The organism is Pantoea eucalypti (assembly GCF_009646115.1).
GTDB lineage: Bacteria > Pseudomonadota > Gammaproteobacteria > Enterobacterales > Enterobacteriaceae > Pantoea > Pantoea eucalypti.
In genome coordinates this window covers 1,537,846-1,564,649 of sequence record NZ_CP045720.1, presented here as the reverse complement: position 1 = coordinate 1,564,649, position 26,804 = coordinate 1,537,846, and the positions used below count along the sequence as shown (strand labels likewise).

22 protein-coding genes and 1 tRNA gene are annotated in these 26,804 nt (G+C 54.4%); 15 read left to right on the top strand and 8 right to left on the bottom strand.

Annotation, left to right across the window (positions count from 1 at the left end; all coding sequences use genetic code 11):
- Window positions 1-4 precede the first annotated feature (4 nt).
- From EE896_RS07170 to EE896_RS07155, 4 genes are read left to right on the top strand one after another with little or no spacing between them, the layout of a single operon-like run.
- The gene (locus tag EE896_RS07170) at window positions 5-988 is read left to right on the top strand and encodes an ABC transporter substrate-binding protein (RefSeq protein WP_140916219.1); all 984 of its coding nucleotides are present in this window, start codon (window positions 5-7) and stop codon (window positions 986-988) included.
- Complete coding sequence (locus EE896_RS07165; RefSeq protein ID WP_004571366.1) at window positions 985-1,812, top strand: ABC transporter ATP-binding protein; 828 nt, start codon at window positions 985-987, stop codon at window positions 1,810-1,812. The genes EE896_RS07170 and EE896_RS07165 overlap by 4 nt, the downstream gene beginning before the upstream one ends.
- A gap of 4 nt (window positions 1,813-1,816) precedes the next feature.
- A complete protein-coding gene (locus EE896_RS07160; RefSeq protein ID WP_004571365.1) occupies window positions 1,817-2,632 on the top strand; it encodes an ABC transporter permease in 816 nt (271 codons plus the stop codon).
- Window positions 2,633-2,659: 27 nt separating this feature from the next.
- Window positions 2,660-4,063: an FAD-binding oxidoreductase gene (locus tag EE896_RS07155; protein ID WP_140916220.1), complete on the top strand. Its 1,404-nt coding sequence runs from the start codon at window positions 2,660-2,662 to the stop codon at window positions 4,061-4,063.
- 736 nt (window positions 4,064-4,799) lie between these two features.
- Here the strand turns inward: EE896_RS07155 and EE896_RS07150 are convergent.
- Window positions 4,800-5,072, bottom strand: a complete 273-nt coding sequence (locus EE896_RS07150) for a hypothetical protein (RefSeq protein ID WP_140916221.1) — start codon at window positions 5,070-5,072, stop codon at window positions 4,800-4,802.
- A gap of 443 nt (window positions 5,073-5,515) precedes the next feature.
- Between EE896_RS07150 and EE896_RS07145 the strand changes: the two genes are divergently transcribed.
- Window positions 5,516-7,426 (top strand): methyl-accepting chemotaxis protein, encoded by a 1,911-nt coding sequence (locus EE896_RS07145; protein WP_140916222.1) that lies wholly within the window; start codon window positions 5,516-5,518, stop codon window positions 7,424-7,426.
- A 434-nt stretch (window positions 7,427-7,860) separates the two neighbouring features.
- Here the strand turns inward: EE896_RS07145 and EE896_RS07140 are convergent, their stop codons facing one another.
- Window positions 7,861-8,121, bottom strand: a complete 261-nt coding sequence (locus tag EE896_RS07140; RefSeq protein ID WP_004571361.1) for a hypothetical protein — start codon at window positions 8,119-8,121, stop codon at window positions 7,861-7,863.
- 200 nt (window positions 8,122-8,321) lie between these two features.
- On the opposite strand from EE896_RS07140, the gene EE896_RS22765 reads away from it, so the two are divergent.
- Both EE896_RS22765 and EE896_RS07135 read left to right on the top strand, forming a co-directional pair.
- Window positions 8,322-8,456 carry a hypothetical protein gene (locus tag EE896_RS22765; RefSeq protein ID WP_255348850.1) on the top strand — a complete coding sequence of 45 codons (135 nt, stop codon included), beginning with the start codon at window positions 8,322-8,324 and terminating at the stop codon, window positions 8,454-8,456.
- An 80-nt stretch (window positions 8,457-8,536) separates the two neighbouring features.
- On the top strand, window positions 8,537-9,235 hold the full coding sequence (locus EE896_RS07135; RefSeq protein ID WP_033762058.1) for an RluA family pseudouridine synthase: 699 nt from the start codon (window positions 8,537-8,539) through the stop codon (window positions 9,233-9,235).
- Window positions 9,236-9,251: 16 nt separating this feature from the next.
- Here EE896_RS07135 and EE896_RS07130 read toward each other — a convergent pair whose 3' ends face one another.
- On the bottom strand, window positions 9,252-9,791 hold the full coding sequence (locus EE896_RS07130; protein ID WP_004571359.1) for a DUF2058 domain-containing protein: 540 nt from the start codon (window positions 9,789-9,791) through the stop codon (window positions 9,252-9,254).
- 162 nt (window positions 9,792-9,953) lie between these two features.
- On the opposite strand from EE896_RS07130, the gene EE896_RS07125 reads away from it, so the two are divergent.
- From EE896_RS07125 to EE896_RS07115, 3 genes are all read left to right on the top strand, one after another.
- Window positions 9,954-10,586, top strand: coding sequence for a TetR/AcrR family transcriptional regulator (locus EE896_RS07125; protein WP_008926027.1), 633 nt, complete (start codon window positions 9,954-9,956; stop codon window positions 10,584-10,586).
- An 83-nt stretch (window positions 10,587-10,669) separates the two neighbouring features.
- Window positions 10,670-12,052 (top strand): D-arabinono-1,4-lactone oxidase, encoded by a 1,383-nt coding sequence (locus EE896_RS07120; protein ID WP_004571357.1) that lies wholly within the window; start codon window positions 10,670-10,672, stop codon window positions 12,050-12,052.
- 12 nt (window positions 12,053-12,064) lie between these two features.
- A complete protein-coding gene (locus EE896_RS07115) occupies window positions 12,065-12,895 on the top strand; it encodes a glycosyltransferase family 8 protein (protein ID WP_004571356.1) in 831 nt (276 codons plus the stop codon).
- A gap of 88 nt (window positions 12,896-12,983) precedes the next feature.
- Here the strand turns inward: EE896_RS07115 and EE896_RS07110 are convergent, their stop codons facing one another.
- Entirely contained in the window at window positions 12,984-14,105 is a 1,122-nt protein-coding gene (locus EE896_RS07110; RefSeq protein ID WP_004571355.1) for a Gfo/Idh/MocA family protein, read from the bottom strand.
- Window positions 14,106-14,437: 332 nt separating this feature from the next.
- Here EE896_RS07110 and EE896_RS07105 point away from each other — a divergent pair.
- Window positions 14,438-14,513, top strand: a tRNA-Asn gene (locus EE896_RS07105).
- A gap of 231 nt (window positions 14,514-14,744) precedes the next feature.
- Here the strand turns inward: EE896_RS07105 and EE896_RS07100 are convergent.
- Window positions 14,745-15,218: an NUDIX hydrolase gene (locus tag EE896_RS07100; protein ID WP_033762056.1), complete on the bottom strand. Its 474-nt coding sequence runs from the start codon at window positions 15,216-15,218 to the stop codon at window positions 14,745-14,747.
- Between the two features lie 471 nt (window positions 15,219-15,689).
- On the opposite strand from EE896_RS07100, the gene EE896_RS07095 reads away from it, so the two are divergent.
- The 4 genes from EE896_RS07095 to EE896_RS07080 are packed head-to-tail and all read left to right on the top strand — an operon-like array spanning window position 15,690 to window position 19,628.
- Window positions 15,690-17,141, top strand: a complete 1,452-nt coding sequence (locus EE896_RS07095; RefSeq protein WP_004571354.1) for a circularly permuted type 2 ATP-grasp protein — start codon at window positions 15,690-15,692, stop codon at window positions 17,139-17,141.
- A complete protein-coding gene (locus EE896_RS07090) occupies window positions 17,135-18,076 on the top strand; it encodes an alpha-E domain-containing protein (RefSeq protein ID WP_039659865.1) in 942 nt (313 codons plus the stop codon). Before EE896_RS07095 ends, EE896_RS07090 begins: the two co-directional genes overlap by 7 nt.
- Window positions 18,076-18,870 carry a transglutaminase family protein gene (locus tag EE896_RS07085; protein WP_004571352.1) on the top strand — a complete coding sequence of 265 codons (795 nt, stop codon included), beginning with the start codon at window positions 18,076-18,078 and terminating at the stop codon, window positions 18,868-18,870. Before EE896_RS07090 ends, EE896_RS07085 begins: the two co-directional genes overlap by 1 nt.
- Before the next feature lie 26 nt (window positions 18,871-18,896).
- Window positions 18,897-19,628: a proteasome-type protease gene (locus EE896_RS07080; protein ID WP_039659863.1), complete on the top strand. Its 732-nt coding sequence runs from the start codon at window positions 18,897-18,899 to the stop codon at window positions 19,626-19,628.
- 148 nt (window positions 19,629-19,776) lie between these two features.
- On the opposite strand, the gene katG is transcribed toward EE896_RS07080, so the two are convergent.
- The 3 genes from katG to EE896_RS07065 form a co-directional block, all read right to left on the bottom strand.
- The gene (gene katG / locus EE896_RS07075) at window positions 19,777-21,996 is read right to left on the bottom strand and encodes a catalase/peroxidase HPI (RefSeq protein ID WP_004571350.1); all 2,220 of its coding nucleotides are present in this window, start codon (window positions 21,994-21,996) and stop codon (window positions 19,777-19,779) included.
- Between the two features lie 188 nt (window positions 21,997-22,184).
- The gene (locus EE896_RS07070; protein WP_140916223.1) at window positions 22,185-25,280 is read right to left on the bottom strand and encodes an efflux RND transporter permease subunit; all 3,096 of its coding nucleotides are present in this window, start codon (window positions 25,278-25,280) and stop codon (window positions 22,185-22,187) included.
- Entirely contained in the window at window positions 25,277-26,374 is a 1,098-nt protein-coding gene (locus EE896_RS07065) for an efflux RND transporter periplasmic adaptor subunit (RefSeq protein WP_140916224.1), read from the bottom strand. Before EE896_RS07065 ends, EE896_RS07070 begins: the two co-directional genes overlap by 4 nt.
- Window positions 26,375-26,804: the final 430 nt, after the last annotated feature.

Genomic DNA, 26,804 nt, shown 5'->3' with positions numbered 1-26,804 from the left:
CAAGATGAAACTACGGCGTTCACCCACTTACACCCTGCTGGCTCTGCTGCTGAGCGGCGTTTCGGCCAGTTCAATGGCGGAAGAGAAATTCACGTTCCTGACCAACTGGTACGCGCAGGCGGAGCATGGCGGATTTTACGAGGCGCAGGCTAAAGGGTTGTACAAAACCGCCGGTCTGGATGTCAGCATTAAAATGGGCGGCCCGCAGGTTAACGTGATGCAACTGATGGCCGCTGGTCAGGCGGACTGTACGCTCGGCGACAATGGCCAGGCGCTGGAAACCTGGCAGGCTGGCGTGCATGCGGTGACCGTGGCGACGGTGTTCCAGCATTCGCCGACGGTGTTTATCAGCCACGATAAAGTCGGGGCCGGCGAGCAACTGAAAGACAAAACCTTTTTGCTGGCGACCGAGGCGTATACCTCATTCTGGCCCTGGGCGAAAAGTGAACTGGGGCTGGGTAACGCCAAAGTCCGGCCCTACACCTTCAGCGTGCAGCCGTTTCTTGCGGACAATAATCTGGTACAGCAGGGTTATGTGACTTCCGAGCCGTTCTCAATCGAGAAAGGTGGCAAACCGTTCTATGTCTACATGCTTAGCGACTGGGGATATCCGCCTTACGGCAACTCCATTATCTGCATGGCCGACACTGTCAAAAAACGCCCGGCAGCCGTGGCGGCGTTCGTGAAAGCCTCCATGCAGGGCTGGAAGGAATATCTGCAGGACCCCGCCGCGGGCAACGCGCTCATTACCCAGGCTAACCCGCGTATGGGCGCCGACCAGATTGCCTTTGGCATTGCGCAGATGAAGAAGTATGCGCTGGTGACAGGTGGCGACGCGCTAACCGGCGGTATCGGCATCATCACTGAACCTCGTCTGAAAAAGACCTGGGAGATGCTGGTCAAAAATAAACTCATCGACGCGGATAAAGTGCCGTTTGCGCAGACCTATACCCTCGACATGATTAAAGACGCGAAGGTTATGCCATGAATTCAGCCCCGAAACTCACCGTGATGAGCGATGTCCGCTCAGTTATTTCTCCAACCGTTCCGGCTATCGAGGTGTTGTCGGCGGAGAAAATTTACAGCAACGGCACCCGCGCGCTTCTGCCGGTCAATCTGACCATTAATCAGGGCGAATTTGTCACGCTGCTCGGCCCGTCGGGCTGCGGCAAAAGTACGCTGTTAAAAATGGTTGCCGGTCTGGTGGAACCCAGCGACGGCAAGCTGATGCTGTGGCGCCGCGAAAGTCGTGAAAAAGCGCAGGTTCCGCTCTCTTTCGTGTTTCAGGAAGCCACGCTGATGCCGTGGAGTAATGTGCAGAACAACGTGCGTTTGCCGCTGGATCTGGCAGGCGTACCCCGCGCTGAAGCCAATACCCGCGTCAGTGAAGCGCTGGAACTGGTGGGGCTTGGCAAATTTGCCAACGTCCTGCCTCGCGAACTGTCAGGCGGCATGCAGATGCGCGTGTCGATTGCCCGCGGCCTGGTCACGCGCCCGAAGCTGCTGCTGATGGATGAACCGTTCGGCGCGCTCGACGAAATCACCCGCAACAAACTCGACAGCGACCTTCTGCGCCTGTGGCGGGAACAGGGACTGACGGTCGTGTTCGTCACTCACTCGATCCACGAAGCGGTGTTCCTGTCGCAGCGGGTGATCATGATGGCCGCGCGTCCGGGGCGCGTGGTGGAAGATATCGCCATCAACGAACCTTTTCCGCGCAGCGAAGATTTCCGCGTCAGTCCGGCATTTTCACGCTATGCGAAGCAGTTGCAGGACAGCCTGCTGCAAGCCAGCCAATCGGGTATGGAGTAACGGTATGAAAACGCAAAATGCTTCTCCGTGGATCAACAACCCCACGTTTCGCAAAGTGCTCTATCCGGCGGTAGTCGCCGTGGTGGTCATTTTGCTATGGCAAGGCTGGGTGAGCTATTTCAACATCCCTCAGTTTCTGGTGCCGTCACCGGTGGTGATGCTGCAAAGCCTGTGGACACATTGCGGTTCGCTGATGACGTCGCTGCTGTTCACCCTGAAAATCACCCTGATTTCATTTTTACTGTCGATTGTCATCGGTGCAGTCGTGGCGTTCGTACTGGTACAGAACCGCTTTATTGAAACCGCGCTGTTTCCCTACATCGTGTTCCTGCAGGTGACGCCGATCGTCGCCATCGCGCCGTTGATCATCATCTGGGTCAAAGACACCACATTGTCGCTGGTGGTGTGTTCAACGCTGATGGCGGTGTTCCCGATTATTTCCAATACCACACAGGGGCTTCGCAGCGTATCGCCGGGGCTGCTGAGCTATTTTCAGCTGAATCACGCCAGCCGTCTGCAAATCCTCATTCGCCTGCGCATTCCCTCCGCTCTGCCCTATTTCTTCGGCGCACTGCGCATTTCCAGCGGTCTGTCACTGATTGGTGCGGTGGTGGCTGAGTTTGTGGCCGGCACCGGCGGCAATAATACCGGCCTGGCCTACCAGATATTGCAGGCGGGCTATCAGTTGGACATCCCGCTGATGTTTGCCGCTCTGCTGCTTATTTCACTCACCGGCATTGCACTCTTTGGCGCGATGTCCTGGATTTCCCGACGCGTGCTGAGTGCCTGGCATGAAAGCGAAGCCGTGCAATCTCATTAACCTCATTCATCTTTAGGCAGGAAGATTATGGACAGTGAACAACGTCAACAGGCGCTCGCCCTGATTCTGCAGGCGCTGCCTGATCTGGACTGGACTTTACAGGCGCCGAAGGTCAAACGCCTTTCCCGTGATTTTCACTGGTTCAGCCCGGTGCTTAAGCGGCAACTGGAAGACAAACAGGCCGATGCCGTGGTCAGGCCGCGCAGCGAAGAAGAGCTGAGATTACTGGTGAAAGCCTGTGTTCAGCATCAGTTGCCGCTGATCCTGCGCTGCGGCGCGACCGGCAACTACGGCCAGCTGGTGCCACTGGAGGGCGGCATTCTGGTCGATATGACCGGATTCAATCAGGTATGTGAACTGGGCAACGGCGTGGTACGGGCGCAGGCTGGGATCCGGCTGGCGGAGATTGAAACCCTGACCCGGCCAACAGGATGGGAACTGCGCTGCATGCCTTCCACCTACCGGCTCGCCAGTCTGGGCGGCCTTTACGGCGGCGGATTTGGCGGTATCGGCTCCATTAACTACGGCCCACTCGGCGCGCCCGGCAATGTGCTCAGCGTAAAAGTCATGACGATGGAAGCCGAACCACGCATTCTGCAGGTGCCCGCGCCACAGGCATTGCTGCTGCATCATGCCTATGGCAGCAACGGTATTGTGCTTGAGGTGGCGCTGGCACTGGCACCGGTCCATCAGTGGATTGAGAGGCTGGACGTGTTTGATGATTTCACCGACGCGCTGGATTATGCCAATGCCTTTGCCCGTTCGCCGGGGCTGGCAAAACGCCAGCTCGCGCTGTTCGCCGCGCCAATCCCCTCTTATTTCAGTCACCTGAACGGACGCTATCAGGCCAGCCAGCATGCGGTAATCAGTGTGATCGCGCAGGAAAGCGAAGGATTTTGCGCGCATCTGCTGGAAAAATACCGCGGTCAGAGCGCCCTGCGCCAGCCGGCCGACGAAGCGCGTGAGGCTAACGCGTCGCTGATGGAGTATTGCTGGAACCACACCACGCTGCACGCACTTAAAGTTGACAGCTCTCTGACATATTTACAGACAGCGTTTAATCACACCTGTTATCGTCAGCAGATTATCGATATGGCAGCGTTGTTCGGTGATGAGGTTATTTCGCATATTGAATTCCTGCGTGACAATGATGGCAATATTACCGCAAGCGGTTTGCAACTTGTGCGTTATTCAACCGAAGAAAGACTGAATGAAATAATGACAACCTTCCGTGACAATGACGTAAAAATAAATAACCCACATGTTTATCATATTGAGGATGGTAAACAGGGAGAGATTAAACCTGACGTCGTTTCTGTTAAGAAGTGTCTTGATCCTGAAGGATTACTTAACCCCGGCAAGCTCAGAGGCTGGGCGGAACGCGACAACCTCGTATTAGATAAAGACCCTCTGTTATTAATCATTAAATAATAATAAGCCTCCCCACTTCAGGTGACAGAAACAGAGGCGGGGCGGCGATTGCCTGTGTGTGCCCTTAAATAAAAGTTACCGGCAGTTTTTCTGCCGGGCAGCTCTATTACTTTTTGACAGGATGGCACTAATGAGAAATAACCTATTCAGCGTTACGCTGAAGTTGAGCGCTATTGGTGTCGGATTTTCAATTCGCTTTTTATTCCATGGAATAACTAGCGTACAAAATACTGAAAATTTTATTTCTGCATGCCTGAGCCGATTAGGGATGGAACTAAAGAATGGAGGGGGAATGTAGGATAACGTTCAGACCATACTGAATTTTTAGTGAGATCGCTAATTTTATTAGTCGATAACTGAATACGGTCTGAGATAAAAATCAGCGTAATTTTTCGGTGACACCTGACTAACCTTAATGTGATTTAAATTTTAAACAAACTAATCACTGTCACATCAATCTGAAGGCATGAATAATATCTGTAAGAATGTTTAGCAGAGTGGTTGGAAAGGGGAATCTGCGTAAATACGGAGTCATTCAGGATGAAGATGATCGCCTGACAGATAATGAAGATTCTCGACGGACGTGGGTGTTCATTCTTTGTTCCAGCGAGACAACCCCACCATATTAAGAGACGCTGGCGGGTTAACGCCTGGCACAGCTTCCTGTGATAATGCTGTGCCCGATAGCGTCAGGGCGTCGGCCGACTGTTTTTTGAAGAACTGCGGAGAATCAGGATTATTTTTTACGCCAGAAAAGAAAGGCAGCCAACGCTGTGAGCACGCCAATCAACGGCATTGTTCCCGCGCCGGCCAGAAAGTTATGCCGATCAATGGCATTCTCTTTTCTGATATTTGCAAAGCGCGCAGCGGCCTGCTTTTCATCAGGAGCACGCACTTCTTCAGCCTCTTTTATAAACCCCCGGACAAGCAACTCGCTGGCGCGGTTCATATCTGACCTTGCCAGGGCAATGGTCTGTTTTCCCTGCGTGTAGAAACAGTAATCTGGCATATTTTGTGCTCACTATTGAGAACCGGATTTCTACTTTATAGGATAGTGCGCGTGGCAAATAGCATTGCTCATGAATAAAGCTGTTTATATCTGACTGCTTAATCAAAACATTAGCAAAATCCTGCACTTTCCCTTTGTAAACCGTTATCGCTTTTGATCCATACTTTCATAAAATAATTTTGATCAGGATCAAATAAATACAATTCAACTCCATATAATTATAAATTTTTATTTTATTAATCAGAAGCTTGCAATCATGCCTGAAATTATTAGAAGGCAAATAATTTCAACATTAACAATAAAAAGCCAACTCATTAGCCCCTCATGCAATTATAAATAAAATTAAAGGTTATTTTCACCCTGACGATATAAAGATCATCTTTGGCATTATTTAACTTTTTTTCCTTTTCTTCTGCTTCTGAACCTCATTAAAGGTGAACCTCATGGGTCTTTCTCAACGTATCTCTGATATTAAAATCGGAAAAAAACTGGGTGCCGGCTTTATCGTCCTTATCGCTGCCTCGCTTGCCATTACCTTTATGGCTTTTGACTGTTTTCGCAGTATCAAAGACAACTCTGCCCGGCGCTCAATTACCGTGGAAATGGTTAACACCTTAGGCAAAGCACGTCTTAACCGTACCCTCTACCAGTACACCAAAGATCCCAAATTTGCGTCACAGAACGTTCAGGCCCTGAAGGATTTAGAAGCGCTTTATAAACGGCTGGATGGATTCAAATGGGATGAGATTGGTCAGCAGAAAATCACCCTGATGGGACAGCTGCTCAACGACTACAAGAGCCAGCGTGAGAAATTTGTGGCATCCGCAGAAGCAACCTCCGCCGCTCTCGATGCGATTAAACCCGGTGCCCTGATCGGTTTTGCACATCAGTTTGAATCGCTCGATATGGCTCAGTCACCGGATGCGGCCCTTCCCGTCATGCATCTGGCTGCCGCACTGTTTGATGCCGCCAATGTTGAAAAAGCGTTTCTGGATAAACCCACAGAGACCAGCAGAGATGCGGTCCTGGAAGAATACACTGCGATTAATACGCTGAGTGAGCAGCTGGACATTTTTGCTCAGCCCACCATCAGTGATGGCACGCGAAACTTACTTAACACGCTTGCGCAGCAGCGCCAGGCTTTAACGCGCTATATCGATGCTTCAGAGAAAGAAAAAGGCGAATCTGCGAGCCTGACTGCTGCTGCTGAACGGCTCAATGCGGCAGTCTCTGACACCTTTGCGTTCCAGTCTCAGCTTTCTGCAGAGTTCATTAAACAGGCGGAGTGGCGTATTGCGTTTGCCGCGCTGATTTGTGCCATTCTGAGCCTGCTGATTGCCTGGCGGATCACCCGCAGCATTACGCAGCCCCTGAAAGAGACACTGAATGCCGCGCAGCGTATCGCCAGCGGGGATTTAACAACCTCGCTGAAAACCACGCGTGGCGATGAGTTGGGTCAGTTGATGCAGGCGGTAGATGCAATGAACATCAGCCTGCAGAACATCATCACCAACGTGCGCGATGGCGTCAGCAGCGTGGCGCGCGCTTCGGCAGAAATTGCCGCAGGCAACACCGACCTGTCATCGCGCACTGAGCAGCAGTCTGCCGCCGTGGTTCAGACAGCTGCCAGTATGGAAGAGCTCTCCTCGACGGTGAAACAGAATGCGGAGAACGCCCACCATGCAAGTCAGCTGGCGACCGATGCGTCGGTGAATGCCGGACGCGGTGGTGAGATTATCCGTGATGTTATCGTCACCATGGACAGCATCAGCCAGAGTTCAGGGAAAATTGGCGAAATCATTCACGTCATCAATAGCATCTCTTTCCAGACTAACATCCTGGCACTCAACGCTGCCGTGGAAGCGGCACGCGCCGGTGAACAGGGGCGCGGGTTTGCGGTGGTTGCAGGTGAAGTGAGAAATCTGGCCCAGCGCAGCTCGCTGGCCGCTAAAGAGATTGAAACGCTGATTCGCGAGTCACTTGACCGGGTGCAGGATGGCTCTGCGTTTGTTGAACGCGCCGGCACCACGATGAATGACATCGTTCGCTCAGTCAGTCAGGTTAAAGACATTATGGGTGAGATTGCTGCCGCATCTGACGAGCAAAACCGCGGCATTTCTCAGATTGCCACGGCCATGGCCGAAATGGATACCACCACGCAACAGAACGCCGCGCTGGTTGAAGAGTCTTCCGCTGCAGCCAGCTCTCTGGAGTCGCAGGCAGATGAACTGGAAAAAACAGTGGCTGTGTTCCGTCTCTCTGCCGTGCAAACCCGAACTCCGGTTCTGACGCCACGTTTAGTACCTGCTGTGCCTGTGGCGGCATCCGCAGACGCCAGCTGGGAGAGTTTTTAACCCGTAGCAACGCGTCAATCTGTTCTGCACGTTAATTCAGCCAGCCTTGTCACAACGAGGCTGGCTGAAATAGTCATTATCTTCAGACAACAAGACAGTCGATAAACAGAAAGCCTACAGCAACGGCCGCCGCAGGCACGACGTGAAGGTGTTGAATATTATGGCAGCGATACAATCTGGCTGGACGGCGGGTGCGATGTGTCTCTCGCCTGATTTGTATCAGGCTGGCGGTTTGCAGGCAGAAAGGGATCTGGGAGGTTGTAGTAGAAAGGGATAATGTCGCGATCACAGGTGCAGTTTTTGAGGGCAGGAGAAGTGTCGTCCCTGACATTATCTCCGGCCGGTATACGCTCTCGCGCAACCGTTGAGGTCGTCCGCTTCGTCGTTTTCCGGCCGGAGCCGGACTACGTCCACTGGCGTCAGTTCTATCGGGGCTAGTTCAGCTCTTCGTTCAGGCCTGCAAGCGTTCGCAGGTACGGCACCTGCTGCTGGGCAACCGCTGGTGAAGTAAAACTACTCAGCCAGTTTCTGGCTTTGTCGATTTTCTCCAGTCGATCAGCGTTGCTTTCAGATTTCGCCATCAAACCCAGCTGAGTAAAGAGTGATGCGATACTGATTTCTTTCTCACCCAGGGCAAGGCTTAGTGCCGCTTCGCCAATAATGACGTGGCCTTTCTCGTCGTTTTGAATTAACACAGAAAATCCTCCATTTGGTACGAATTGATGACAACCTCACCAGAGACTGTAGTCGTTAAAGCGAGACTTGCCCGAATAAATCACTAAAAATCGTGCAAGTTGCTGTTCAAATGTACTAAAAGTTTTTTTCCGGATTGTTCTGTTTGTCTCTGTCACCGTTCCTGCCAGACTGACTGCCCTTATCAGCACTGGATGCAGCCATGAAACTTTCTGTTCTTCTCACGTTGTTAGCCGCGACGGTATGCTCAGTATTTGTTGCTCAGGCGGGGTTCGGAACGCATCAGGCCAGCCAGTCGCTCGCCACACAAAGCGGTGAAACCATTACGGGAGAATAAAGACCCGGTGAAGTCTGCCGTCGTCGTCAGTGACCGGGCAATAGGTTATGATCTCCGGCCCTTTGTCTGCCGGTTGCACCATGTCTGCCATTATCGATACGTTTATCGCCCCACCCTGCTTTGATGAGATCACATTTCTCTTTCAGGATGCACATCTGCTGGTGATCAACAAACCCGGCGGATTGCTGAGCCTGTCAGGTAAAAATCCGCAAAATCTTGATTCGGTGCATCACCGGCTGGTCAGCCTTTTCCCTGGCTGCACGCTGGTGCATCGGCTCGACTTCGGCACATCCGGCCTGATGGTTGTTGCACGAAACAAGGCGATTAACGCCGCCCTCTGCCAGCAGTTCAGCCAGCGTAGCGTGAGCAAAACCTACCAGGCCCTGCTGTGCGGCCATCTGTCCGATGATGAGGGAGTTATTGATGCTGCCATCGCGAAAGATCCGGCGTTGTTTCCCCGGATGACGATATGCGCCATCAGGGGCAAACCCGCGCGGTCACGCTACCGGGTCACTGAACGCGGTTATTATCAGGGAAGTGAGGGAGACGCGTTGCCGGTCACGCGGGTTGAGCTGACGCCCGAAACCGGACGCACCCACCAGCTTCGTATTCACTGTCAGCAGCGGGGGCACCCGATTCTGGGCTGTGATCTTTACGGTGGGCTGTTGATGCCGGGCGCCCAACAGGCAGAAAGGCTGATGCTGCACGCCAGTGGGCTGACGTTTGTTCATCCTGTCAGCGGCGAGGTAATGCAACTCTCTGCCGCCAGCCCGTTCTGAATGGGTCAGAATACAATTACCACATCAAATCATCAGGCACTTTGAAATCAGCATAAGGATCATCTTCGTCCTGTGCTTCTTCGCTTAATGCGCTGTTTAACACGATGGCGCTGGCATCACGCTGCGCAATTTTATCCGCTACGCTGGCCGGGATGATAGCGTACTGGCTCTCACCACAGGCGTCGGCAGCCAGGCGGGCAATGGCGAGACGACCATTAATCAGCTGCGTCTGCGTAGGCTTATCCACCAAGATCTTTTTAATCAGGTTATTGTCGGTAAAGTTGAAGGTGATGTTGCCTTTTGCCACATCAATTTTGTTCATCTCAATCAACTGCTTGACCTGGGCTTTGTACTCTTTCGACAGCACAGCCAGCTTCTGCTGTTCGTTCAGCTGCTTATCCCGCTCAAGCTGCGCCTTTTTGTTGTCTTCCACCGCGGCTCTGGCTTCGCGCGCCTGAACCCGGGATTTTTTGGCTGTGCGCTGAACCTTGTCCATTTTTTTGCTGGATACCAATCCCGCTTTCAGCATCTGCTCTTGCAAGGTGAGTTTTGTCATTGTGGTCTCTGAGTCGTCTCTGAAGCTGTGAAATTCTATCCGGGATTATACCTGCAATCGTCCGGCGTGTGCCAGGTTGCCGCATCTGCTGCGCCTGCGGTTGCAGGCAGCCACTCAACACTGTGCTAACATTCCCCGGTCAGAATCACTTTATTGAGCACCATGTCAGAACTAACAAAACGTAAAAATGACCCTGAAGGGCTGAAAAAACGCATCATTGCCGGCGCACTTAAGACGTTTGCAGAATTTGGTATGCAGGGTGCGCGGCTGGAGCAGATTGCTGAGCATGCGCAGACCACGAAACGCATGGTGGTCTATCACTTTGGCAGTAAAGAACAGCTTTATATCGACGTGCTGGAACAGGTTTATCAGCAGATACGTCAGCATGAAACGGGCCTTAACCTTGCGGCGATGGAGCCAGAGCTGGCTATGACACGGCTGGTGGAAGCCAGTTTTGATTACCATGTCGAGCATCCCGATTTTATCCGGCTGGTGTGCAGTGAGAACCTGCTGCGCGGTCGCTATATTTCCCAGTCGGCGCAGATAAAAGCACTGAACCGCAGTGCGCTGGATCTGCTGGATGATATCCTGGCACGGGGTCAGCAACAGGGCGTGTTTACATCCGGCGTGCAGACCATTGATGTTCATCGCCTGATCAGTAGCATCTGCGTTCACCACGTTTCGAACCGTTATACTTTCAACGCTCTGTTTAGCCCTGATAATAGCGAAGCGGAGAGTATTCGCCGCAATCGTCAGCTGGCTGTCACCGCAACGTTACGTTACATCCGTAAATAATTACCGGCATTCCTGACTGCATTTGGCAATAGTCTACGCTTAGTGATACTTGTCTTTTAAATGCAATAATAAGGAATACTGTTGTGACCAGAGACGCACGCCTCTATCCGCTTCGTCAGACCCATATTAAACCCGATGATGATGCACTGTGGAACTGGGCGCAGAACGCGCAGATCGGTCGTCGTCAGCAGGTTCAGCGTCCCGCCAGTGAAGCGGAATTACAGACACTTCTTCGGGAGTCACGCGGTCAGATTCGGGTGATTGGCAGCAAGCTGTCGCCAGGCCGCATGCTGCACGTCGCTGATGATGATGTGCTGCTTGATCTCAGCGCACTGAGTGGCCAGCTCGCCAGCGATGAAGAGAGCGTGACCTTTGGTGGCGCGACCCCGCTTGAGCAGGTTTATCGCAGCCTGACCGAAATGAACCGCATGCTGGCATCTTCACCAGGTGTGATAGCGATTCAGACGCTGGCCGGTGCGATGGCGACCGGCACGCACGGCCAGGGTTTGCAGCAGAGTTCGATTGCCGATGAGGCGCTGGCAATCCGGATGGTGCTGGCCGATGGCAGCGTGCGCGAATTTGTTCGTGGTGAAGCTGACTTCCCGGCCGCGCAGGTTTCTCTCGGGGCGCTGGGCATTGTTACTGCGGTAAAACTTCGTACGCAGCCGTTTCGCATTTTCACCTGCCACAAGAATGCCGTGTCCGCTGATACGCTTGAAGAGGATCTGTTGCGCTGGAACAACGACTATCCGCTGAGTAAAGCGTGGTGGTTTGTTGACGACAACCTGATGCACGTCTGGAACGCCCATGAAGCGAGTGCCGAAGAGCGTGAGCACTATGAAGCACAGGGTCGTCAGGTGGTGGAACATGAGGGTGAGGTTGATGAGAGTCTTAACGACACTATCGACCAGACGCTGGCGCATATGCATCGCGATACTCAGATTGAGGGCAAAGGGGGAAAACAGTTCCGCACCGTTACCCGTTTTCGTGACTTCACCGATGTTACCGGTGACATCTACCAGCTCTTCTGCCGTGGCATTGCAGTCCCCCAGATCAATGTGGAAATCGGCGTACCGCTGGCAAAAACGCCGGCCATTATTCGCCGGATCAAGCAATGGTATGCCGAAAACCGTCCGCATATGCACTACCCGATTATCCTGCGCTGCACTGGCGCATCATCAGCCTGGCTCAGCCCGGCAACTGACCAGCCCACCTGCTTTTTCGGCTTTGTCGTCTATTACGCCGATGATGGCTCGCTATCTCAGGAAGGGCTGCACTTCCTGACTGAAGTGGAAAAATTGCTGGCCGAGGAGGGTGGACGCCCGCACTGGGGCAAGTATTACGACGAAGAACGCTACAACTGGCGTGAGATCTATCCGAAGTGGGACGCTTTCCGCGCCCTGCGCAGCCAGCTCGACCCGCAGGGCCGACTGGGTAACGACTACATCACGCCACTTTTTGACTGATTGAGGAAAGCTATGTTTGCCTGGGTAACGCTGTTAACACAACCCGATTATCTGGTGGGCGTGAAAGCGCTGCACCGTTCGCTGAAAGAGAGCCAGAGCCAGTGGCCGCTGGTGGTGATGACGACATCGGCGATTTCAGACGCTGACTGTCAGATTCTGCAAAATGAAGGCTGTGTGATTAAACCGGTCGATCCGCTCTATCCGCGTGACGATCTTGACCAGCATTACGCCTCGGCGCAGTTTGGTGAGGTCTGGACCAAGCTGCGCGCATGGCAGCTCACTGATTATCAGCGCGTGGTGTTCCTGGATGCGGATATGCTGGTGCTTAAAAACATGGATGAGCTGTTTACGCTGGATCTGGGTGAAAACCCGCTGGCTGCCTGTCACGCCTGCCGCTGTAATCCCAACCAGATTGCCTCTTATCCGCCAGAATGGCAGCCAGAGCAGTGTCATTACACCTGGCAGGCACGCGGTGAGCAGGCGCCGGAGAGCGTCGACTATTATCTGAACGGCGGTTTTCTGGTGCTGAAGCCTGACAACGCAATGTTCGACGCACTGGAAAAACGTATTGCCGCCATTGATGATCTTAGCGCTTATCCTTTCTCTGAACAGGATCTGCTGAATGAAGTGTTCGCGGAACGCTGGAAACCGCTCTCTTATATCTACAATGCGTTAAAAACGCTGCCCTTCCAGCACCGTGGCCTCTGGCAGGATGATGAGGTGAAGAACCTGCACTATATTCTGGCGAAGCCGTGGAAACGCGATCTCAATCAGCCGGAGAGCCAGCGTGATCGGTTCTATGCGCTGGACAAGCTGTGGTGGGAAAAAAGCGGCTTGATCTGATTACGTCAGGGCGGGAAACCCAGGTTCCCGCCCTGCCCGACGGCATTCATTACCGCAGCGGCAATCTCCTCTCACCTGTGACGCTGCATTACACCTCGATCCAGCGACGCTGCTCTGCGGAGTGCGCAATCGCTTCCAGGACTTTCTGCACCTGCAATCCCTCTGCGAAATCTGGCCACATGCGATCACCCGCCGCGATACCGTTGATCAGATCGCGGATTTCCACCGTTTTTTGATCGTTAAATCCGATGCCGTGCCCGGCTGAAACACAGAAGTTCGCGTAATCAGGATGTGCCGGCCCGGTGAGGATGGTTTTAAATCCCTGACGCCCGGCGGGATCGTCATGCAGATAAAGTTCAAGCTCGGCCATACGCTCCTGGGTATACCGCAGTGTGCCTTTGGTGCCGGTGACGACGTAGGTCAGCCCCATTTTTGCGCCACAGGCGATGCGTGAGGTTTCAATCACGCCATGTGCGCCATTCGAGAAGCGCAGCAGCGCGCTGGCCTGATCCTCGTTTTCAACCGGTAACTGCCGTTCAGGTGCTTTCGGGTCGGGCCGTGAGGTAATTACCGTCATCATGTCGCCGCTGACCTCTGCAATGTCACCGACCAGGTAGTGCGCCATATTGACGATGTGCGCCGCCAGATCGCCCAGCGCACCCAGACCGGCCAGCGCTTTCTGACAGTGCCAGTCGAGCGGGGTTTCCGGTCTGGCGAGGTAATCTTCGTTGTGGGTGCCGTAGAAATGCACCACATCCCCAATTTCGCCATTGGCAATGATCTCTTTTGCCAGCTGGCTGGTGGGGTTTTTCATATAGTTAAAGCCGACCAGCGTTTTTACCCCTGCGGCTTCAGCCGCCGCGACCATCTCCTGCGCGTCCGCCACGCTCAGCGACAGCGGCTTTTCTGAATAGACATGTTTGCCGTGGCGAATCGCCTCCAGCGCCATCTCTTTGTGCAGGAAGTTAGGCGCGCAGATATCCACCACATCAATCGCCGGATCGCTGACCAGCGCGCGCCAGTCGCCGGTTGAACGCGCAAAACCAAAGGTTGCTGCCTGTCGGGCCGCCAGCTCAGGATTCACTTCGGCCAGCATCTCCCGCACGATTTCGCCTTTCAGCGCGAAGACGGTGGGTGCCTGGGCGTAGGCAATGGCGTGGCAACGCCCGATATAGCCGCTGCCGATCATGCCGATTCTGACTTTGTTCATGTCAACTCCGTATATTCTGTTCAGGATTGAAATGAAATCTACGTTTCGTTTCTGTTGCTGACAAAGCGAGAATAGAGACTTTGTGACGGCCGTAAAAAACTATCCGCTTAAATCATGCGCACAGCAGTCTGACAAGCGCTTTGCACCATCAGAACACCTCATAAACACCTCAGTTTTCCGTGCCTCTTTTTCCGCATGAATGCTCTATGCAGCGCGTTCTGTCACGGCATAACACGCGATAGTGGCGACTATTTCAGCAGTCGCGCGAATTTATTAAAAAGAGCTTTGACATGCTCCGGCGTGGCCGTTACTATGCGCCCCGTTCAAACGATTCCTCTGTAGTTCAGTCGGTAGAACGGCGGACTGTTAATCCGTATGTCACTGGTTCGAGTCCAGTCAGAGGAGCCAAATTAGAAAAGCCTGCTTAGGAAACTAAGCGGGCTTTTTGCTTTTTGGCGTTTGAGTCTGAATAACCCTTCTCTTCAGGCAACCCTGGCTCTGAAAGGATTCTCATCATAATGAATGTTTGAAAGCGGCGGTTGTTGCTATGTGACGGGCTGATAGCAGCAAAGTCATGACATTGAAGAAAGACGGGTTACAACCGTGGACAGTTTTGCGTCAGTGAAGAGGTTCAGAATATCATGACGCCGTTAACGTCGACGATCCGTCCGGCTTGCTTTGAAGTATGTTAATGATTAAGTCGCGTGGAAAAATTGTCTCATTGGTGTGTATCAGCTCTTCTATTGTCCACCAATGATAATCGCGAATGACTTCCTTTTCATTGCTACTCCATCCTGAGCGATCGAGATCGACTGTATTTGCATTAACCATAAAGAACCGCTCATCAGCAAGTACTGTCTCTCCACTGGGTAACATCATTGTGAAAGTTCGGGACGCTATTTCTGGTCCAGTTAATGTTCCTGTCAAACCCGTCTCTTCAAATAATTCGCGTAGAGCGGCCTGCTCGAAAGATTCATTATTTTCAAGCCCTCCTCCCGGCGTTGCCCAGTATGTTTTTCCCCTCAGAGCATCGTCTTCATGACAGAACCTGAAGAGCAGGACATGATTTTCAGGCGAAAGAATGATCAGCCGTGATGATGGTCGAATACGCACATTCCCCCTCTTAAAAATTCTTAGCTACTGATTCTCAAAATTTATATAAACATAAATTGCAGCCTGAATCGCCCTGAATGTCTGAATTATCTTACCGCTTCAGTCTCACTCACTGTCCGCTGCTCGCGCTCAACAGATCTCTCATTCCTGGAGTTTTTCTGCTGCGCTCCATAAGCAGATGTTGCTTAAGGCAGCTTGAATTGATCCACATGGAGCCGATAAGCGGACTCTGCGGTAAGTGCGTCGTTTCCTGGCATTACTGGCAATTGCCTCATCAGCGACCATATTTAAAGTAAGCAACTTGTTTTTGCCCTCTTTTCACACAACCTGAAAGCGAGCCGCACCCGAACAGGGCAGAACCGCCCCTTTTTCCCTGATTTTCAGCCCATTTTGCACCCTGGCACACTTTATGCCTGATCGTCAGTGTTATTGAACGATTCAATTGCAGCCTGTCCTGTTTGTGAGGTGATGATGATCAAGATTGACCTTTCCGATTCACCCTTTTTTGATGAAATGTTGATGGCTGAAGGTAAACACCGCAGCCATTATCAGGACTACTGGCAGTGGTTGCAGAAAGCCGATCAGCAGGCCGTCCAGCGCAAAAAAGAGGAAGCTGCGCTGTTGTTTCACCGGGTGGGGATTACCTTTAATGTTTATGGTGAAGACGATGGCGCGGAACGGCTGATCCCGTTCGACAGCGTGCCACGTATTATTCCGGCCAGCGAATGGCAGATGCTGGATCGCGGGATTCGTCAGCGGGTTCAGGCACTCAATGCGTTTCTGCATGATATTTATCATGACCAGAAGATCCTCAAGGCAGGGATCGTCCCCGCTGAACAGGTGCTGGCCAACGAGCAGTATCAGCCGTGCATGCAGGGTATCGACCTTCACCGTGATACTTACGCCCACATTGCCGGAACCGACATGGTGCGGGGAGGCGATGGCGAATATTACGTGCTGGAAGATAACCTTCGCACGCCCTCTGGTGTCTCTTACATGCTGGAAAACCGCAAAATGATGATGCGGTTATATCCCGAACTGTTTGCCGGGCAGCGTATCGCGCCGGTTTCCCGCTACCCTTCTCACTTACTGCAAACCCTGCGCGAAAGCACCACCGTCAACGATCCGACCGTTGTGGTACTGACACCTGGCCGCTTTAACAGCGCCTATTTCGAGCACAGCTTCCTCGCTCAACAAATGGGCGTTGAACTGGTTGAAAGTGTCGATCTGTTCGTGAAAGACGGCGCGGTGTTTATGCGCACTACCGCAGGTCCCTGCAGGATTGATGTGATCTATCGACGTATCGACGACGCCTTCCTCGACCCGCTGGCGTTTCGCGCCGATTCCATGCTCGGCGTTCCCGGCCTGCTGTCAGTCTACCGATCCGGTGGTGTGGTGCTGGCGAATGCGATAGGCACCGGCGTGGCAGATGATAAATCGATCTATCCGTACGTCCCGGAGATGATCCGCTACTACCTTGCTGAGGATCCCATTCTCAATAACGTGCCGACGTGGCAATGCCGCAAAGAGAGCGATCTCTCTTTCGTGCTGGCAAACCTGGAAAAAATGGTGGTGAAAGAGGTTCATGGTGCAGGCGGTTACGGCATGCTGATTGGCCCCAAGGCCAGCAAGGCGGAAATTGAACGTTTCCGTGAATTGCTGCGCGCTCGACCGGAAAATTACATCGCGCAGGAAACACTGGCGCTTTCCACCTGCCCGACCTTTGTCGATAACGGGCTCGCACCGCGTCACATCGACCTGCGGCCCTTTGCGCTGACCGGCGCCGAAATTCGTCTGGTACCAGGTGGATTAACCCGTGTAGCACTGGAAGAAGGCTCACTGGTGGTGAATTCCTCTCAGGGCGGCGGAACCAAAGATACTTGGGTACTGGAAGAAAATGCGACGGAGGATGACGCATGCTAAGCAGAACAGCCAGCGAACTGTACTGGATGGCACGTTATCTGGAACGCGCCGAGACAATTGCACGCCTGCTGGACGTGACCAATAAGCTTTCGATGATGTCGATCCGTGATGTCCACGCACGCGATGAAAACAATGATTTACTGGTCCCGCTGACCATGACCGGCACGCGGGATCTGTTCGACGAGCACTATCCGCAGGCGTCGATGGGGAATCTGCTTAATTTCTTCGCACTGGACAGTTTCAACCACAGCAGCATTTTCAGTTGTCTGCAAATGGCCTGGAACAATGCGCATGCGGTGCGCGGCAGCCTTTCCTCTGAAGTCTGGGAAAGCATCAATGCCACGTGGATAGAGATGAAGCTCATCCGCCGTCAGGGCGTCGGTTCTGCCGGTGCAGACGCGTTCTTTGACTGGGTCAAAGAGCGTTCACATCTGTTCCGTGGGGCGATGTTTGGCACCTTGCTGCGCAGTGATGCACAAAACTTCATCCGCCTCGGTACCCTGCTGGAACGCGCAGACAGCACCGCGCGCCTGCTGGATGCTAAAAATCAGCTGTTGAACGCCGATGAGGATCCGGTGCGTGAATACTACCGGATGGACACGCTATTGCGTGCAGTCAGCGCCCGCGAAGCGTTCCACACGCTTTATAAGCAGCAAATCAGCCAGAGAGGTATTGCCGAGCTGTTGATACTGCGCCGCGAGCTACCGCGTTCTCTGCTTTCCTGCATCGAACTTATGGCCCAGGAGCTGGATGAGATCGGTGGCAGCGCGGGTAATCAGCCCCGTCGTCGCGTTCATACCCTTTACGCTCAGCTGCGCTTCACCGAAATGGACGAAATTGTTGAGATGGGTCTCAGTCCCTGGCTGATGCAGTTTCTGGATCAGACCACTGCCATCGCTGAGTGCATTCATCAAACCTATCTGGAGGCTCAATAATGAAACTGAATGTCACGCATCAGACGCATTACAGCTATGCGCAACAGGTTAAACACAGCACGCAATATCTTCGCCTTACGCCGCAGGATTCCAGTCATCAGAAGATATTGTCGTGGGATCTGACCTTGCCGGAATACGCCACCCGCACGCTGGATGCTTACGGCAATATCCTGCATGTTCTGACACTCGACCAGCCCCATCAGGCCATTACCATTGTCGCCAACGGCGTGGTGGAGATTGAAGATAATACGGAAGACGATAATTGCGGGCATCTCTCACCACTGGTGTTTCTGCGCACCAGCCCGCTGACGCTGGCCGATGGCGCGATCCGCGATTTCGCCAGTCGTTACTACCGGCCGCAGGCACAGCATGAGAGTCTGTGCAATCTGATGGGCGAACTGCTGCTGAAAATGCCCTATAACCCCGGCAGCACCACGGTAAAAGACAGCGCTTCCCAGGCCTTTTCCGCACAAACCGGCGTATGTCAGGACCACACGCATGTTTTCCTGGCCTGCTGCCGAAGCCTGGGTATCCCGGCGCGTTACGTCAGCGGTTATCTATACTCGGAAGACTCCGCACATGTGGCCATGCATGCCTGGGCGGAAGCCTGGCTGGATGACCGGTGGCAGAGCTTTGATGTCACCAATAACACCTGCCAACCGAATCAGCATTTGAAACTGGCTATCGGCATAGATTATCTTGATGCATGCCCGGTCCGCGGTATCCGGTTAGGTGGAGGAAGCGAAGACATGCGCACTGTTGCCGCCGTTGCCATGCTCGACGTTCCGCAATGATCCTGAATACCTGAGGAAGCCATTTTATGACTTACTGTGTGGCCATGCGCTTGTCCTCTGGCCTGGTGTTTGTTTCAGATTCACGCACCAATGCCGGAGTGGACCATATTTCCACCTTCCGTAAACTGCATGTGTTTCATCAAAGCGATGAGCGCGTGCTGGTGATTCAGAGTGCCGGAAATCTGGCGACCACACAGAGCATTATCAGTCTGCTGCATCGTCGCTGCGCAGACGATGAACGGGAAAACCTGCTGAACGTAACGTCCCTGTATGATGCCGCCAGTTTGCTGGGTGAAACGGTGCGAGAAGTGATCGCCCGGGACAGCGGCGCAAATCAGGGCAGCAATACAGATTTCAGCTGCAACCTGTTGCTCGGCGGACAGATTAAAGGGGAAGGTCTGCGGCTGTTCCACATCTATCCGCAGGGAAACTTCATTGAAGCCACGCACGACACGCCCTATTTCCAGGTAGGTGAGAGTAAGTATGGTAAGCCGATTATTGATCGCGTGCTGAACTACGACACCGCTCTGGATCAGGCGATGCAATGTGCACTGATTTCGATGGACTCCACACTGCGCAGTAATCTTTCCGTGGGCCTGCCGCTGGATGTGATGACCTACCCCAAAGACAGCTTTAGTGCCGCGCAGCAGCACCGGATTACCGAAACGCACCCCTATTTCGACATGATCCGCAAAGGCTGGGGCGAAGGCCTGCTGAGCATTTTTGCGCAGTTGCCGCCGCTGAAACTGGACGAGTAATTATCTGCCACACCAGGTCTGAGTAAAAAGAATCGCCTCAGACCTGCCATCAGAAGCATAGCGCGCAAAAAAAACTGCACCCTACTCAGTTGGATTACCAACTTTTGGGGTGCAGTCACTTGTCAGCGTTTTATCGTGTTACTACCAATCAGATATCAAACCGATCCAGATTCATCACTTTGGTCCAGGCGGCCACAAAGTCTTTGACGAATTTTTCACGGGCATCACTGCTGGCATAGACTTCCGCCGAGGCACGTAACACCGCGTTAGAACCGAATACCAGGTCGGCGCGGGTGGCGGTGAAACGGGTTTCTCCATTAACACGATCACGTCCGGTAAAGTGCTCGTTGCTGCTATCAGTCGCTTTCCATTCGGTACGCATATCCAGCAGATTGACGAAGAAATCTGTGTTCAGCGATCCCACATGGTGCGTGAAGATACCGTGCTGGCTGCCATCAAAGTTAGCACCCAGTGCACGCATCCCGCCCACCAGCACCGTTAACTCCGGTACAGTCAGCGTCAGCTGTTGCGCTTTATCGATCAGCAGACTTTCAGTGGTGGTTTTGCCAAAGCCAGTGCCGTAGTTGCGGAAACCATCAGCACGCGGTTTCAGCAGATCGAACGACTCGATGTCGGTCTGATCCTGACGCGCATCAACGCGGCCCGGCGTGAACGGAACCTCAATCGCGACGCCAGCCGCTTTCGCCGCCTGCTCAACGCCCACAACACCCGCCAGCACGATCACATCCGCCAGTGAAGCCTTGTGTGCTTCGCGCTGGATCGCTTCCAGCGTCGGCAACACGCGTGCCGCGATGGCATTGACCTGCCATTCACGTTGCGGCAGCAGCGCCAGTCGGGCACCGTTGGCACCACCACGCTTGTCGCCACCACGGAAGGTGGATGCCGAGGCCCACGCAACTGACACCAGCTCGCTGACGCTGAGACCGGATGCTGCAATCTTCTCTTTCAGCTGGGCGATATCTGCCACGGTTGGATGATAAACCGGTGCAGGCAGCGGATCCTGCCAGATCAGATCTTCCTGTGGCACTTCCGGACCGATGTAACGCGCTTTTGGCCCCATATCACGGTGCGTCAGCTTAAACCAGGCACGGGCAAAGGCTTCGTTGAACGCCTGCGGATCGTTGTGGAATCGACGCGAAATTTTTTCAAATTCCGGGTCAAAACGCAGCGTCAGGTCAGTGACCAGCATGGTCGGTTTGTGTTTCTTCGTGGAATCAAACGCATCCGGGATGATTTCCGGTGCATCAGCCGCTTCAAACTGAATAGCGCCCGCCGGACTGCGCGTCTGGACCCACTCATATTTGAACAGGTTCTCGAAGAAGTAGTTGCTCCACTGGGTAGGCGTCTGAGACCAGATGACTTCCAGGCCAGAGGTGATCGCATCTGCACCGACACCTGTGCCGTGGCTGTTAACCCAGCCCAGACCCTGCGCTTCAATGGGCGCGGTTTCGGGATCGACACCGACGTGGCTGGCGGGTGCGGCACCGTGGGTTTTACCCAGCGTATGACCACCTGCAATCAGCGCGACGATCTCTTCGTCGTTCATGCCCATGTTGCCGAAGGTGGCACGAATAGCCGGGGCCGCAGAAGCAGGATCACCGCTGTGTTCCGGACCTTCCGGGTTCACGTAGATCAGACCCATTTCAGTGGCACCCAGTGGTGACTGCGCCAGAGATTCCGGATGACGGTGTTCCAGCCAGGCCGCTTCTTCGCCCCAGTTCACATCCATATCCGGTTCCCAGACATCGTCACGGCCGGCACCAAAACCAAAGGTGCGGAACCCGGAGTTTTCCAGCGCAACGTTACCCGCCAGAATATAGAGGTCGGCCCAGGAGATTTTCTGACCATATTTCTGTTTGATTGGCCACAGTAAACGGCGCGCTTTATCCAGGCTGACGTTATCAGGCCAGGAGTTTAACGGGGCGAAACGTTGCTGACCACGGCCCGAACCACCGCGTCCGTCCACGGAGCGATAGGTTCCGGCGCTGTGCCAGGCCATGCGAATAAACAGACCGATATAGCTGCCCCAGTCAGCGGGCCACCAGGATTGTGATTCGGTGAGCAACCCTTTGATGTCAGCTTTCAGCGCAGAGTAATCTAATTTGGCAAATTCTTTACGGTAATCGAAGGATTCATCAAGCGGGTTCGAACGGGATGAGTGCTGGTTCAGCAGGTCAACCCGGAGTTGATTCGGCCACCAGTCACGGTTGGTTGTTCCGCCACCCGGCGCCTGATTTGACTGAGGTGGTTTGCCCGCGTGAAAAGGACATTTGCCCTCAGGCGCTTCGCGATCGGCTTCGACAATAGGCTTTGCATCTTTTGCATCTTCATCAACGGAATTGCTCATGGTCACACCTCTTTTTTGTATTTTCATCGCTACTCTATAGAGGATTTTCAGGATCGCACACCTGTCTCATCCTATATGTTTGATAGCTTTTACCTTTTTATGCACCTTCTTCAAAAGCTTAAGACAATGAACCGACGGCCGCCGCTGTGCTTAAAAAAAGCAGCGAAGCGGCAACCGCCACCCTGAGACTATTCCGACAGCGCCGGTTTCACAACTGCCGTTTTACTCTCTGGCAGACGAATACGGAACCAGATCGCATACATCGCGGGCAGGAAAACCAGCGTGATTAGGGTACCGCCCAGCGTGCCGCCAATCAGCGTGTAGGCCAGCGTTCCCCAGAACACCGAGTGGGTGAGTGGAATAAACGCCAGCACCGCCGCCATCGCCGTCAGTAACACAGGACGCGCACGCTGTACGGTCGCTTCTACCACCGCAGCAAAAGGTGCCAGCCCCTGCTGTTCGTTATGGTGGATCTGCCCTATCAGGATCAGCGTGTTACGCATCAGGATACCCGACAGGGCAATCAGCCCGACCAGCGCATTGATACCAAACGGCTGACCGAACAGCAGCAGCGTCGGCACAACACCTATCAGCCCGAGAGGTGCGGTGAGAAATACCATCACCATCGCCGACAGAGAACGCACCTGCAAAATGATGATTAAAAGTGTGATCGCAATCATGATTGGGAACAGCGGCGCCATCGCCTGTGTCGCTTTACCGGACTCCTCTATTGCACCGGCCAGTTCAATGCGATAGCCCGCAGGCTGCGTTGCGATGATCGGTTGCAGAGTTTTATTCAGCGCCGTGGAGACATCCGGCGGCTGCAGGGAGTCAGCAATATCTCCGCGAACAGTAATGGTCGGTGTACGGTCGCGCCGCCTCAGCAGGGGATCTTCCATTTTCACCTGCACCTCACCAATCTGCGACAGTGGGATACGTTGCCCCGCCGCACCTGCCAGCGTGAAGTCAGCAATCTTAGCCGGATCGAGCCGGATATCTCCGGCGGCACGGCCCACGACCTGGACCGCGCGGATATCTTCCCGCACGGTGGTGACCGGCACGCCCGTCAACAGAAACTGCAACTGCCGGGCGACTTCACTGGAGGTCAGGCCCACAGCCTGCAGTCGGTTTTGATCCAGCGAGAAATGCAGTGTCGGCACGGGTGCGCCCCAGTCGGTGTTCACCGTCCTCATCATCGGGCTGGCACGCAGTACGGCTTCCACCTGATTAGCGATAACATGCAGGCGTACCGGGTCCGGCCCCATCACGCGCCACGCCACCGGATAAGGTGAATAAGGGCCAAATACCAGTTGTGTCACGCGAACCTGCGCTTCAGGCACCAGGCCGCGGGCGATTGCGGTGCGAAGCTGCGCTTTTAACGCCTCGCGTGCATCCTGACTGTCGGTCAGTATGACCAGCTTGGCAAAGGCGGGATCGGGCAGTTCGGGTGCCATCGCCAGGTAAAAACGCGGCGGTCCCTGACCAATGTAGGTGGTGACGATTTTTGCCTCACGCTGCTGTTTAAGCCAGGTCTCAATCTTTTCAGCCGCAGCCGCTGTCTGTTCAATGGCGCTGCCGTAGGGAAGCTGAACTTCAACCAGCACTTCAGGCCGGTCTGAGGTCGGGAAAAACTGTTTTTTCACCAGCGTCATTCCGAGCACAGCGGTGATAAACAGGACAATGACCACGCCTGCTACCCAGCCTTTACGCGCAATCACGCTGGTCAGTAGCTGGCGAAAGCGATTGTAGTTACGGGTGTTGTAGATGGCTGCGTGACCGCCTTCCACCGTTTTGATGTCAGGCAGCAGCTTTACCCCGAGGTAAGGGGTAAATACCACGGCCACAATCCAGGAGGCGATCAGGGCGATGCCCACTATCCAGAACATATTGCTGGTGTATTCACCCGCCGTGGACTGCGCAAAACCATTGGGCATAAAGCCCACGGCGGTGACCAGGGTTCCGGCCAGCATCGGTGCCGCCGTATGACTCCAGGCATAGGCAGACGCCTTGATGCGGTCGTAGCCCTCCTCCATCTTCACGACCATCATCTCAATGGCGATAATGGCATCATCCACCAGCAGGCCCAGCGCCAGAATCAACGATCCCAGCGTGATGCGGTCAAAGTTTTTGCCGGAGGCTTCCATCACCACAAATACTACCGCCAGGGTGAGCGGAACGGCCGCCGCCACCACTACTCCGACACGCCAGCCCATGCTGACGAAGCAGACCACCATCACCACCAGTAATGCCACGACGAACTTAATCATAAATTCATCGACCGCTGAGCGGATATTCACGGACTGATCCGTGACCTGAGTCAGTGACATCCCTAACGGCATCGCCTGATTTATGCTGACGGTTTCAGCAGCGAGTGCCTTGCCCAACGCCAGACCGTTCCAGCCATCACGCATCACAATACCGAGCAGCAATGCGGGTTCACCCTGATGACGAGCCTTAAACGTGGCGGGATCTTCATATCCCCGCGTCACGGTAGCCACGTCTGCCAGCTTGAGGCTTCTCCCCTGCGCCACAATCGGTGTCTCTCGAATTTTTTCCAGCTTATCAAAAGCGCCCTCCAGCCGGATAAACACCTGCGGTCCCTGAGTATCGATCGAGCCCGCAGGCGTCAGGACATTCTGGTCGTTCAGTGCCGCAAAAATTTCCTGTGGGGTAATACCGAGCGTCGCCAGCCGATCGTGTGAAAACGAAACATAGATGCGCTCACTCTGCTCGCCGATGATATTGACCTTTTTCACACCCGGCAGATGCAGCAATTGCTGACGCAGTGATTCCGCCTCACGCACCAGCAGGCGCTGCGGCTCTCCTTTTGCCTTCAGCGCCAGCAGCGCAAAGGTCACGTCAGAGAACTCGTCGTTGATCATCGGCCCGATGACCCCGGCGGGCAGATTTCTGCTCTCATCGCCCAGCTTCTTACGAGCCTGGTAAAACTCCTCCTGAACCTGGGAGGGCGGCGTTTTGTCCTGCAGGGAGAGCATGGTGAACGCCAGGCCAGGCCGCGTATAAGTTTCGCTGCGGTCATACCACCGCAGCTCCTGAAGCCGCTTCTCCAGCGGTTCGGCCACCTGATCCTGCATCTCCTGCGCCGTCGCACCTGGCCACGCGGAGATAATCGTCATCTGTTTAACAGTGAACGGCGGATCTTCTGCCCGTCCCAGTTCGAAAAAGGACAGGATGCCCGCCACGGTAATCAGGATGATCAGAAACAGCGTGATGGCGCGTTCGCGCACGGCCAGTGCTGACAGATTAAAGCGTCCGTGGCTCATGGCTGGCTCCCTGCAACCGCAGCGTCATCGGGTCGCACGCGCTCGCCCTGCTGCAACAGATGTGCCCCGAGAGCCACGATCCGATCGCCTGCATTCAGCTGCCCCGTCACGGTCGCCGCCTCGTCACTGATCGCGATCACCGTGACCGGCCGCCAAGCAACAGTGGCAGGCAGACCCGTAATATCCCAGACGCCTGGCCCTTTACCGGCATCATAGATCGCAGCCAGTGGCACCTTCAGCTGCGTTTGCATGGGTTTATTGGTTAACGAAATTGTGACGGTAGCACCCAGTGGCGCGCTGGCCAGTGCGCCCTCCAGCACAAATCTTGCCTCATAGGTGCGCGTCATCGGATCGGCTGCATCCGCCAGTTGCCGAAGCCGGGCTGACACGGGCGCACTGCCCGCACCATAAAGCGTTGCCTGCGCCTCGCTGCCCACTGCGGGACGAAGCGTCTCCGGCAACTGAACGCTCGCCTCACGCTGCCCGGCTCTGGCCAGTCTGACAACCGCCTCACCGGCACTCACTACCTGGCCCGGCTCCGCCAGTGTTGCCATCACCACACCGTCGTCATCCGCCAGTAACAGCGCATATCCGCTGGCATTAGTCGCCACGCTGGCCTGCGCCTGCGCGGCTTTCAGATCGGCCAGCGCGGTAGCCGCAGCGGCCCGAATCTGGTCATAGGCCGACACGGAAACCGCGCCGGTTGCCATCAGTGTGTGGTAACGCGCTTCATCGGCACGGGTCTGTCTGACGCGTGCCTGCGCAGCGGCAACACTCTGCTGTGCGGCCTGGGCCTGCAGTCGCAGATCGACCGGGTCAAGTCGCATCAGCGGCTGACCACGCTTCACACGCTGGCCGCTGTCCACCAGCCTTTCGAGGATTTTGCCCGATATCCGAAAACCGAGGTCGCTCTGAACCCGGGCAACGACGATGCCGCTGAATGCGCGACTGTCATCCGCAGCGCTGAGAACTTTCGTGACCCTGACCAGCGGCGGCTGGGTGCGCGGATCCGCTTTGGACGCGTTGTCCCGGCAGCCCACCAGCGCCAGTGGCAGCAGACAAACAACCAGGGTGGCGGGAATAAACCTGAGCATAGATGACCTTCAACAGTAAGCAGGAGAGTGCCGCCATTTTGTTATCATGTGACCAATATTGTCAATGGTCACTAGTTACGGAAAGGCATTAACCGTTGAGCCGATCTTTAAAGAGCAACGAGAATAACCGGCTTAAGCAGAGAATTTACTGAAATGCTGACTAAGTCGATGCGGCTCCCTTCCGGGCGCAGGCGTGACTAAAATAGGGAAAAGTCACCACTCCAGAAATCGCAGGTATTAACTAAGAGTGAGTGAGTGAGCGAGAAATACCCTGTCAGGTCGGGAATAACCTGCCAGCGATAAACGCAGAGGGGAAAAGCTAAAGAATCAGAAGGTGATGATACGCACAGGCTGCAGAGACATTACAACGAACGCGCATCATTTGCGGACAAGGTAAACCAGATAGCGCCCTGCTTATCCAGGGCGCTGG

Excerpts from the sequence above, each read along its gene's own strand:
- EE896_RS07170 (WP_140916219.1), top strand. The coding sequence starts at position 5 with ATGAAACTACGGCGTTCACCCACTTACACCCTGCTGGCTCTGCTGCTG.
- EE896_RS07165 (WP_004571366.1), top strand. The coding sequence starts at position 985 with ATGAATTCAGCCCCGAAACTCACCGTGATGAGCGATGTCCGCTCAGTT.
- EE896_RS07160 (WP_004571365.1), top strand. The coding sequence starts at position 1,817 with ATGAAAACGCAAAATGCTTCTCCGTGGATCAACAACCCCACGTTTCGC.
- EE896_RS07155 (WP_140916220.1), top strand. The coding sequence starts at position 2,660 with ATGGACAGTGAACAACGTCAACAGGCGCTCGCCCTGATTCTGCAGGCG.
- EE896_RS07150 (WP_140916221.1), bottom strand. The coding sequence starts at position 5,072 with ATGCCAGATTACTGTTTCTACACGCAGGGAAAACAGACCATTGCCCTG.
- EE896_RS07145 (WP_140916222.1), top strand. The coding sequence starts at position 5,516 with ATGGGTCTTTCTCAACGTATCTCTGATATTAAAATCGGAAAAAAACTG.
- EE896_RS22765 (WP_255348850.1), top strand. The coding sequence starts at position 8,322 with ATGAAACTTTCTGTTCTTCTCACGTTGTTAGCCGCGACGGTATGCTCA.
- EE896_RS07135 (WP_033762058.1), top strand. The coding sequence starts at position 8,537 with ATGTCTGCCATTATCGATACGTTTATCGCCCCACCCTGCTTTGATGAG.
- EE896_RS07130 (WP_004571359.1), bottom strand. The coding sequence starts at position 9,791 with ATGACAAAACTCACCTTGCAAGAGCAGATGCTGAAAGCGGGATTGGTA.
- EE896_RS07125 (WP_008926027.1), top strand. The coding sequence starts at position 9,954 with ATGTCAGAACTAACAAAACGTAAAAATGACCCTGAAGGGCTGAAAAAA.
- EE896_RS07115 (WP_004571356.1), top strand. The coding sequence starts at position 12,065 with ATGTTTGCCTGGGTAACGCTGTTAACACAACCCGATTATCTGGTGGGC.
- EE896_RS07110 (WP_004571355.1), bottom strand. The coding sequence starts at position 14,105 with ATGAACAAAGTCAGAATCGGCATGATCGGCAGCGGCTATATCGGGCGT.
- EE896_RS07095 (WP_004571354.1), top strand. The coding sequence starts at position 15,690 with ATGATCAAGATTGACCTTTCCGATTCACCCTTTTTTGATGAAATGTTG.
- EE896_RS07090 (WP_039659865.1), top strand. The coding sequence starts at position 17,135 with ATGCTAAGCAGAACAGCCAGCGAACTGTACTGGATGGCACGTTATCTG.
- EE896_RS07085 (WP_004571352.1), top strand. The coding sequence starts at position 18,076 with ATGAAACTGAATGTCACGCATCAGACGCATTACAGCTATGCGCAACAG.
- EE896_RS07080 (WP_039659863.1), top strand. The coding sequence starts at position 18,897 with ATGACTTACTGTGTGGCCATGCGCTTGTCCTCTGGCCTGGTGTTTGTT.
- katG (WP_004571350.1), bottom strand. The coding sequence starts at position 21,996 with ATGAGCAATTCCGTTGATGAAGATGCAAAAGATGCAAAGCCTATTGTC.
- EE896_RS07070 (WP_140916223.1), bottom strand. The coding sequence starts at position 25,280 with ATGAGCCACGGACGCTTTAATCTGTCAGCACTGGCCGTGCGCGAACGC.
- EE896_RS07065 (WP_140916224.1), bottom strand. The coding sequence starts at position 26,374 with ATGCTCAGGTTTATTCCCGCCACCCTGGTTGTTTGTCTGCTGCCACTG.